This window comes from Acinetobacter sp. Ag2 (assembly GCF_001005515.1).
GTDB classification, from domain to species: Bacteria; Pseudomonadota; Gammaproteobacteria; order Pseudomonadales; family Moraxellaceae; genus Acinetobacter; species Acinetobacter bereziniae.
Map to the genome: position 1 here is coordinate 1 of NZ_LBNA01000011.1, position 9,379 is coordinate 9,379.

General features: G+C 32.5%; 10 protein-coding genes. 4 read left to right on the top strand and 6 right to left on the bottom strand.

Features of this window, described 5'->3' with window-relative positions; translation table 11 throughout:
• The 6 genes from AAV97_RS00170 to AAV97_RS00200 form a co-directional block, all read right to left on the bottom strand.
• The coding region (locus AAV97_RS00170) for a hypothetical protein (protein ID WP_046759470.1) at positions 1–238 on the bottom strand (238 nt) is incomplete at its 3' end.
• 1 nt (position 239) lies between these two features.
• A complete protein-coding gene (locus AAV97_RS00175; RefSeq protein ID WP_046759471.1) occupies positions 240–650 on the bottom strand; it encodes a hypothetical protein in 411 nt (136 codons plus the stop codon).
• Between the two features lie 20 nt (positions 651–670).
• Positions 671–1,252, bottom strand: coding sequence for a hypothetical protein (locus AAV97_RS00180; protein ID WP_171249338.1), 582 nt, complete (start codon positions 1,250–1,252; stop codon positions 671–673).
• A 268-nt stretch (positions 1,253–1,520) separates the two neighbouring features.
• The gene (locus tag AAV97_RS00185; protein ID WP_046759473.1) at positions 1,521–1,886 is read right to left on the bottom strand and encodes a hypothetical protein; all 366 of its coding nucleotides are present in this window, start codon (positions 1,884–1,886) and stop codon (positions 1,521–1,523) included.
• A 596-nt stretch (positions 1,887–2,482) separates the two neighbouring features.
• The gene (locus tag AAV97_RS00195; RefSeq protein WP_046759475.1) at positions 2,483–3,130 is read right to left on the bottom strand and encodes a hypothetical protein; all 648 of its coding nucleotides are present in this window, start codon (positions 3,128–3,130) and stop codon (positions 2,483–2,485) included.
• A 12-nt stretch (positions 3,131–3,142) separates the two neighbouring features.
• The gene (locus AAV97_RS00200) at positions 3,143–4,444 is read right to left on the bottom strand and encodes an AAA family ATPase (protein WP_046759476.1); all 1,302 of its coding nucleotides are present in this window, start codon (positions 4,442–4,444) and stop codon (positions 3,143–3,145) included.
• A 1,662-nt stretch (positions 4,445–6,106) separates the two neighbouring features.
• Between AAV97_RS00200 and repM the strand changes: the two genes are divergently transcribed.
• The 4 genes from repM (at position 6,107) to AAV97_RS00220 (ending at position 9,212) form a co-directional block, all read left to right on the top strand.
• Positions 6,107–7,036, top strand: a complete 930-nt coding sequence (gene repM, locus AAV97_RS00205) for a replication initiation protein RepM (protein WP_046759477.1) — start codon at positions 6,107–6,109, stop codon at positions 7,034–7,036.
• A gap of 78 nt (positions 7,037–7,114) precedes the next feature.
• Positions 7,115–7,633 (top strand): plasmid replication DNA-binding protein, encoded by a 519-nt coding sequence (locus AAV97_RS00210; RefSeq protein ID WP_046759478.1) that lies wholly within the window; start codon positions 7,115–7,117, stop codon positions 7,631–7,633.
• A gap of 341 nt (positions 7,634–7,974) precedes the next feature.
• Complete coding sequence (locus tag AAV97_RS00215) at positions 7,975–8,190, top strand: hypothetical protein (RefSeq protein WP_046759479.1); 216 nt, start codon at positions 7,975–7,977, stop codon at positions 8,188–8,190.
• 707 nt (positions 8,191–8,897) lie between these two features.
• Positions 8,898–9,212 (top strand): helix-turn-helix domain-containing protein, encoded by a 315-nt coding sequence (locus AAV97_RS00220; protein ID WP_046759480.1) that lies wholly within the window; start codon positions 8,898–8,900, stop codon positions 9,210–9,212.
• The last annotated feature ends 167 nt before the right edge of the window (positions 9,213–9,379 follow it).

Below are 9,379 nucleotides of genomic sequence, written 5' to 3' on the forward strand. Positions count from 1 at the left end.
ATTTAGATTTCTTAAAATTATCATCTGTAATTCCATCAACTTGAAATTCAGATAAAAAAATTGTTTCTAATTGATAATCTTTATTTTTTAAAATCGCCTGAATAACTATCAAAAATTTATTATCAACATTTTCAGGAAATTCAACTTCGTAATCAAAACGGAAGTCTAAATCTATATTTTCTTTAGATGGTTGAACTTTCAAAAATAAAGTTTTGTTAGAAATTAACTGGATATTCATTTTAAGCAGCTTTAGATAAACTTTGACTAAGAATAAAAGAGGTCTCATTAAAGAGACCTCTAACATGTGATAATTTTTCAGATATAGAAGTAAAAGTATCTTCTTCAATTTTTTCAAATAAAGAAATATTAAAGATACTTTCAGGAATATTCATTTTAGATTCTAAAATAGGTGATGACGAACAGTTTTCAATTTTTCTGAAAACATCAGCATATAAACTATCATCTTTAGCAGAGATAAGACTTTCCGTCGTATTTATAGAAAGACTCATACAAAAAGTATCTAAAGATGGTGAGGTTTCTAAGCTTTGCTCGTTAATAAGAAATAATTGCTCTAAAAAAGCATCTACATCTTCAATTTCATCAACCCATTCAGTTACATCTCTAATGTAATTTTTTGAGTCAGAAATCATAATTTTCTCCTAACATAGCGTTAAGGGTGTACCCAAGCTATATGTTTCAACATAGATCTAGCTTCTGGGTAGACAACTATTTGCTGTCTTGTTGGTAGAAAGATACATTCATTAGCATCACTGTTATTGAAAGAAATTTCTACTGTTCGGTTTGAACTAATATCCGAAGCTTTTACCACTTTATAAGTAAGCTTCCTCAAAGTTCTTAATAGCCAAAACAGTGTTGCAACTGTTATAGGTCTATTTCTTAAAAGTTTAAATTTGGGTCGGTTTTTTATAGATGATCTAGCTATAAGCTCATCTATTAACATATAAAATTGATCTTTTTTTTCTAAAAATTCAAGTTGGTGTTGCACATTTCCAACTAAATCCCAATACAAATCTTTAGGAACATTTACTTCAAACTGATTAATTACATAATCAGAATGATAGTGAGAATTTCCCCAATCATTAGCGAAATATATGCTATCAGTCCATAAATAGTACCCTTGACCTAGCCATTGAGTTGAATCCTTATTACTTAAAAATGGAATTTTCTGAATAATTTCATCTTTATTCCCACGATTTCTACAAGTATGAAAACAATTAATTTCTACCATCATTCAAGCCCTATTAGTCATAGTGCTAGACAGTAAATTTTCAAATAAATTAATGATATTCATTATATAATCATGTAATTAAGCATAAGTTTCATGAGTCATATTAATAAAAAAGAATTTAGAAAGAAACATTGATCGGAAAAGACAATCATTAATTTAAATATAAGATTTTGCTTAACTTAATACTTTTTATAAATATTCATCAAATATTTAACATAAAATCTCTTATGAGAAAAAAATTTTTAAAGAGATTCTATGTAATATTGAATATCTAATATTTAGACTTTGCCTCTAACTCTTTTGCTAAAGTCCACCCAGCAGCTTCTAACATCACTACAGATATACTAGGAGCAACTATTGAGCCAAGGAAAGGAATAAACTTTGACAGCTCTTTTGTTGCTGTTTTTATGGGTTGTTTTAGCATCGTATTTTTCATTGCAGCAATTGCAAGCGTTTTAGCTGCTTCTTCTGTAATATTTCCACCAAATACAGCACATAAGCTCATACACATAGATGTCATGGTAACCATATCTGCGGCTATCCCTAAACCAGGAATAGGAACAGCATTCCCTGCTCCAGCAGCTATAGCATGAGCATGAATAATCGCATGACATTTAGTTTCTTGATCTTCTGTCATTTATAATAACCCTAATAGAAGTAAATAATAATTTAGTCATTGTTTTATATTAATTTTTATTAATTGTCCATCATTAATAGAGAATTATGAATAAGCGATATTGATTGATATATAATAAAAAAGCTCAACATCCTGTTGGGCTTTTTTACATATTTGATGCTTTGGTCTGACTCCTGTCGAACCTGCATATCCGTTGCTGTCTTTTCTTATTTTTGTCTGGAGCATCCTGCTCTCTATGCGTCCATGATAGGAAATTGACGGAGATCTGTATATTCGCCAAATCCTAAATGAATGTACGTTTTAGCGTATAGAACTGAAGAATTTTTATCCCAAGAGTTGTCCGCAGGAATTGTGGATTATTCCAGCAGTGTGACAGTTGAGAAATCAGGGAAAATTTCTTTTTTGATTATTTTTCAATCAAAATTATTGGCAAAAGATATCAAACCTGGTCAAAAAAAATCCGCTTTGTAACCAAAGCGGATTTTTGCGGTATTTTTGAATTATGTAAAATGACTAAATTAATGAAAAATATAATTTTTTAAAGTTTGACTTCGCATAACGCCCATTATGTTAAATACATAAGCTCATCATACAGATTATAAAGTTTCTAATTGTGATATAAACCTATCAAAACTATAAGAATACTCTCGAACAACTGTATGAGTTTTTTGCTTTCTTAATGGAAGTGCTAGATGCTCATATAAATTAGGATCTTTAGGCTCACTTACCTTCATATTATGGCGTTTCAGAGCTCTATTTAGATGATCTAATCCAGAATGAATCCTTTTTCTTGGTAGTTCATGTTGTTTGACATATAAAGCTAAAAGCCAACACTCTAAAGAGTGGATGCAAACTGCAAAAATTATTTTTTCTTTATATTTTTCATATGTATTTGGATTAAAGTTATTAATCCATTCTATCATCTTATTTTTTATAACTTCATAAAACTGTTCAATATCTTGGTCAGCTAATGTAATAGGAGGTGCGTTATAATTGACATGTTCACATACATCAGTATCAATTTGAATTACTAGATAATCGCTATTTGCTAACGCTCCTTCTAGTAAATTTGACTCTAAATAATCAATAACTTTTTCCCATCCTGCTCTACCAATAGTAGTATGAGAATAAGCATCAACAGTGGGCACAAGTACATTAACAACAGCATCGTCAATAATAGATTCAATAATGATTCTCAGGACTCTGAAGTCAGTGTTCCCTTCGGCAATAATATTAAAATTCATGAGTTAATTTCTTTAAAAATTAGATGGTATGCCGCCTAAATAGCCACGTAAAAATGCTTCTGAAAGGTGAATTTTTTCCCCTTCTTTTGCAGGCTTCGGAATATTTTTTTCTGTTAACTCTCTTAATCTAGTTTCACCAGTATATTTTCTATCAATAACAAAAATAGTTTCATCTGGATCAAGAAGGTTTATACCATCTAATACTGCAGGGTTATGTGTACTCATAAACACTTGTTTATTGTGTTTTTTTGCCTTATCAGCGAGTTTTTTTACCAAGATTTGGCATAATCTAGGGTTTAAAGATTTATCAATATTTTCGACTGCAAAAATTGATGGGGTTTGGTTAGAGCAGAATAGACAAGCGTAAAATAGAGTGAAAAGAAATCCTTCATTTGCATTTTGTGGTTTGATCACATCTCCCATGAATCTATCTTTTAAGATAATTTCTATTTCATTATTATGATTATGGTCAATTTCAATTTTTTCTAACCAATTAAAAATAGATGCTAGTTCTAGTACATCTTGAAAATTCTCAGGTTCTTTTTTAGCCATTACACCTAGGTGTGTAAATAGCCCTTCACCATTAATACCTAATGGTTGAATATATGATTGTCCTTTACCTCCCATTAGTACATATGTATCTGGGTTGAAAATTACAAAATTATTTCTAGATGACTTTTTATTTTCAAGATCGTTTAATAATCCCATTGAACGCTGAATAAAGAAAAGTTTTTTCCTTAACTTCAGAAGTGCTGGTAGCTTTTTAGGTGTGGTTTTCTTAGTTTTCTCATATAGTTTTTCGCTATAAAGTTCATTTAAATCATCTATTTTAAAATTTTTATTGATTTCACTAAAAAGCTTGAACAAGTCTTCTTTTAGTAAAGACTCTTTGTTTGTAATACTTTCTTCACTCAGTAGATAACTGCCAGGTTTTTCATCAGGTCTAGGAGTTAATATTTCTGCTTTTAATTGTCCATAAGGGTCTTCTTTATCATGATATGCAATGACCCCAATAAAGAATTTGTCTAATTCTGCATAGATTCTTATAACATCTTTTTCATCAAGGTCATTCTCATCTTCATCACATAAAGGTAGCTTAGTGATAGTTGTTAAAGGATCAATAGGGCGAATACCGCGAGATGAAAGAAATTCATTGCTTAACATATTTGATGTTGCAGCTGAAAATATAGCTAAACTTTCTAAAATATTAGACTTACCTGCACCATTTTCACCAATAAAAAGATTTATTCTTTTAGGTCTAAAAGACATCTCTTTGATAGATTTATAATTAGAAATCTTTATATACTCAATCATTTGAAAAAAACATCATTGATAAACAAGTAGAATTAATATGCTAACCTAAAAAAGAAGAAGAAGAAGAAAAAAATATAAAAATATTTATTATGTTTTCTAAAATTAACATAATACGCCTTATGTGAAATTAAGATGAAAGCACCATTAAGTTTTTCGGATACTTCAACTTGAATTATTAACTTGGCGTTTGTACTTTTTTAGAATTATATTTTTATATAACATAAACTTACATGTTGCGACAAAACGTATGGTTATACCTGAAACCAGCAAATTTTGACTCAATTTTTTTATGCAGTATTCTATGCATAGTAGATTAAGTCATTAGACCGTCCGTATCTATTCAGGTGGCTACCGTCTATACGTCAATATTGGCGGACTCATAGCCACCACCCCCTCTATTTTGCGCTCTAAGCAAATTTATCAAACAAAACAAGGTAACCTCCACCCTCAGCGAGCAAAGCTCGGCTAAACGCATCCTATGAGCAAATAGAGCGTGTAATCAGGGAAGGTATGCTTGAATTTCAATCTCTGTTGTTCGCTCGTAGACACTCGCTCTGTGAGTGTGTTTGTGCTTTTTCTTTGGCAAAAGCCAAAGATTAGCCCCGAAGGGGTGTGAAGCGAAAGCGGAACATCATCGAAGCCCCAGCGGAGATGACTGGGGGGAGCCGACAACGTAAAAGGGAGTGGACACGACCTTTAGACATCCCCAGATGTCGTTAGTTGTTGGGGGGCAAGCCCACCCCGTCAAACTATCCCGAAGGGTAGTTGACCCACCTCGTTTTAGTGGGAGCGTCCAGCGAATCCGAAGGACATACGAGCCTAGCGAAATATGCATCTAAAAGGGGGTGGGTCAACTACGTAGTAGTATGACGGGGCGCGAGCACGAAGTGCGCTGCAACTTGGAGCGATAGCGGAAAGTGAAAGGCAACAAAAAACGATTATCAAGGGCGTCCAGCCCTTGAAGTACAAGGAATCCTGACGTCCAGGAAGGACGAGCGAAGCGAGCTTGTACGGTAATTGTTTTTAGGCGCAGCGAAGCGAAGGCTTTGTGCTTTTGTCTGTGCTTTGATTGGTGCATGTATTCCACGAGAAAAGCACAATAGAAAACACAGAGAGAATTAACCGAACGAGTGTCTACGAGTGATTGAGTATCATAAAAATTTCGAGCCGCCTTTTCTTTGATTACAAACTTGGCATTTGTACTTTTAAAGGGAAAAACCGAGCAAAGCGATTGAGCTTAAATTAAATTTTTGGCGAGCGAAGCGAGTAAAAAAACATGAGCGAAGCGAATTCATAGTCGCTTTTGACTTTGCTTTTGTTTTCTTCAAATTCACGTAAGGATGAACCAAAAAATTGCCCCTCGAATCGAGCGAAAGCGAGATTCAATAGAGTTTGAGCGTAGCGAAAACCAAGGGCAATTTTTCATTTCAATGGCTTTTAATTATTTTTAAAGTTTTTAAATGCTTTTACATTAGCTGAAACCCTTTATTTAAAAGGGTTTCCTCGGTTATATAGCAACGTTTCCTCGGTTATATAGCAACGTTTCCTCGGTTATATAGCAACGTTTCCTCGGTTATATAGCAACGTTTCCTCGGTATTTGACAACAAAAATTTATTGTGTTGTTATAGCAACACAATAAAGCTGTTGCTAAATAAACCACCATGACAGACTTAGTCGTAAAATCAAATAAACTTGTACAAGCCCTACAGACTCTTACCTTAAGTGAAACTCGTCTTTTACAGCTCGCTATTGTAGATGCTCGAGAAACAGGACAAGGGTTATCATCTGATGAACCATTAGAACTAAATGCCACTAGATATGCAAAAGCCTTTAATGTTTCTCCAGACGCAGCTTATTTAGCTTTAATTGAAGCAGAAGATTCACTATTTAAACGACAATTCACTATTACAAATGAAGATGGAAGCCTAACAAAAAGTCGTTGGATTCAAGATGCAAACTATAGAAAAGGTGAAGGTCGAATTTTAATTACATTAACTCGTGTAGTTATTGAGCATGTCACTAAAATAGATGGGTTTGAACAATATTTCACAAGCTATCATCTAAGAAAAACATCTGACTTTAAAAGTGTCTATGCTGTTCGTCTGTATGAATTATTAATGCAGTGGAAATCTATAGGAAAGACCCCTCTTTTTGAATTAAATAAATTCCGTAGCCAATTAGGTATAGGTGTAAACGAATACACCAGAATGGAAGCATTTAAGAGACGTGTACTTGATATTGCTATAGACCAAATTAATGAGTTTTCAGACATCAATATTAAGTATGAACAGCATAAAAAAGGGCGTTCTATTTCGGGCTTTTCGTTTAGTTTTAAACAAAAGAAATCAGCCAATCAACCAATCGAAAGTAAAAGAGATCCGAACACGTTAGATATCTTCTCCAAAATGACAGGTGCTCAACGTCATTTTTTTGCCAATAAACTGGCAGAGTTACCTGAAATGAGTAAGTACTCTCAGGGGACTGAGAGCTATCAACAGTTCGCTGTACGCATTGCTGAGATGCTTCAAGATCAAGAAAGGTTTAAAGAACTATATCCTTATCTTCAAAAGTTAGGCTTCAATGCAGCCTGAATTATAGACTTGATCATTTGTCTATTAGACAGTCTAATAGACAACAACTTTTGACAAGATTAGGCATAGTTTTACACCATGAAAAGTCTTTCAGTTCTTGAATTATCTAAGCTTTACAGCATAAATAGACAAACAATTTACAATCATATAAATAAAGGAATCTTAAGTAAAAATTCTGATAATAAGATTGATTTAGCTGAAGCTATTCGAGTATTTGGTGAACCTGTAAGAAAACAGGATGTAAAAGAACCTGTAAAAATAGACAGTCCAAATTCGGCAGAAGTTTTACTGCTTAGACAGCAGATAGACATACTAAAAAATCAGCTCGATGATGCAAAAGATAGGGAATCGTTCTATCAGAATCAGATTGAAACAATGCAACGTCTTTTAGAGGCTCCAAAACCTCATATCCCTGCGTCTCTTGACCCTGAGCCTACTCAGGCTGAGCAAATGACAGAGGAAAAAGAAGAAGTCATCGCCATGCCTCCGAACGAACCCGATACGAGTGAAAATAAGCGTATTCCAGTGCCAGAACAGGTTGAACCGGAGCAGCCGAAAAGAGGATGGTTAAGCCGGTTTTTCTTACCGAATGGCTAAGGGCATTATTCAAGTGAGCTAATCAAAGTTGTGAAACATTGATCAAAGAATGGGCGTGGAACGTGAAAAATCATAAAAAAAGCCCGAACAGGGATGTTCGGGCTATAAACTAGAAACTACAGCATTGATTTCTATAGATAATTATAACGCATTTCGTATAAGCTGTATTATGTTAATTTTAGAAAATGTTTAAAATTAAAAAAGTTAAAGTTTTTAACTTTTCAATATTTACACTAAATAAAAACAATGCAATAATCCATCATATAGCAATTAGTATGTGCTTGAGTTGTTTACGGCAATGATGTGATTGTCTCTCTAAAACTGATTTAAGGAGAGATCCCATGTCTTTAGAAAAAGAGACAATCCAAAAAGCTGTGTTACTTATTGAAAATGTTATTGAAAAAAGTAAAAAACATAATCAAACACTAATTATTGAAGAGTTAGAAGAGGTTTTACTACTTCTTCGAACAGCATCGAAAGAAAATTCAATAGATCCTTTGACTTATATTAAAGTCTTAGAATTATTAATGCGGTTTTCTGACTGGTTCCAAAATTAGAGATTTGTTTTTTCGCACAGTTATTTATTCTCGTATGCACTGCCATGTATACAGTAACATTTTCCTTAAATATGTAAGTGGTTTACATAATACAAGGACAGGATATTTAAATAAATTTAACTTAACCATATCTTTTAGTTTTAGAACTTATTTTCTTAGAGGTAAGGAATAAGAACTTAGAGCACACTATAAAGCATGCAATAAAATATCTATTCATCGTTTAATTTTGGAGAATCTGCATGAGTATTCTCATTAGTTCTAAAATTTAAACATTGTTCGTAAAGAAAAAGTGAGGCAATCACTTTTTTGTAGCTAATAAAATTGGATTTGACGTTCTCAAATATCAGCTTCTTAGCAATAAAGGTACATACATACTAGACAGAATTAAACTTAAATTTTGATCCTGTATTTCATATTTTTGGATAGAAAATTTCATTTTTAGGAGGAATGAGATTACGAAATATAGAAATTCAGTTAATCAGGAATTTCAGTTTTCCCGAATACAGGTGGTGAAAAGAGCTAAGCCATAAAGTCTTAATAATTGTTTGATTTACATTGTATTAATAAATACGTCAATTTATTAAACATTGCTCTTTCAAAACTAGAATTTCCTTTCTAAGGAGTGATAAAACTATGAAAATTTCAGTAATACAATTTATAGGAGAGGATAACTAGATAAAATTTCAATAAATTACTAAGGAAATCAAATGATTCAAGATTCAAGAGTTTTTTCAGGGTTTAAAATTAAAGGTTTAAGGCTGAAAAATCATAAAAATTTACAAGAGGTTGCTAAGGCTTTAGATATTACTACTAGTTATCTTTCATCCATAGAGAATGGAAAAAAAGAACCCTCGAGTAAAGTAATTGCTAAAGCATCCGTATATTTTGATACACCTGAAGCAAGTTTCCATGAACCTTCAGAATATCTAAATGACATTGAGAAAATTGTGAAAAATATGGATTTAGATGAAATTATTCAGGCATTTGAGGTAATTATTCATAGTAAAAATCGTAAAGATTAAATATCTTTACGATTTTTAATCTTTAGATTTTTCATTTTTCTCTTTGAATAAAGCTTCAAAATTAACAGAAGGTAAATAGTGTACTTCAAGACCATTATTTACTAACGTTGATGCTACAAATGCTCGAAAGAATGGGTATGCTATTGAAATTTAGATTTCTTAAAATT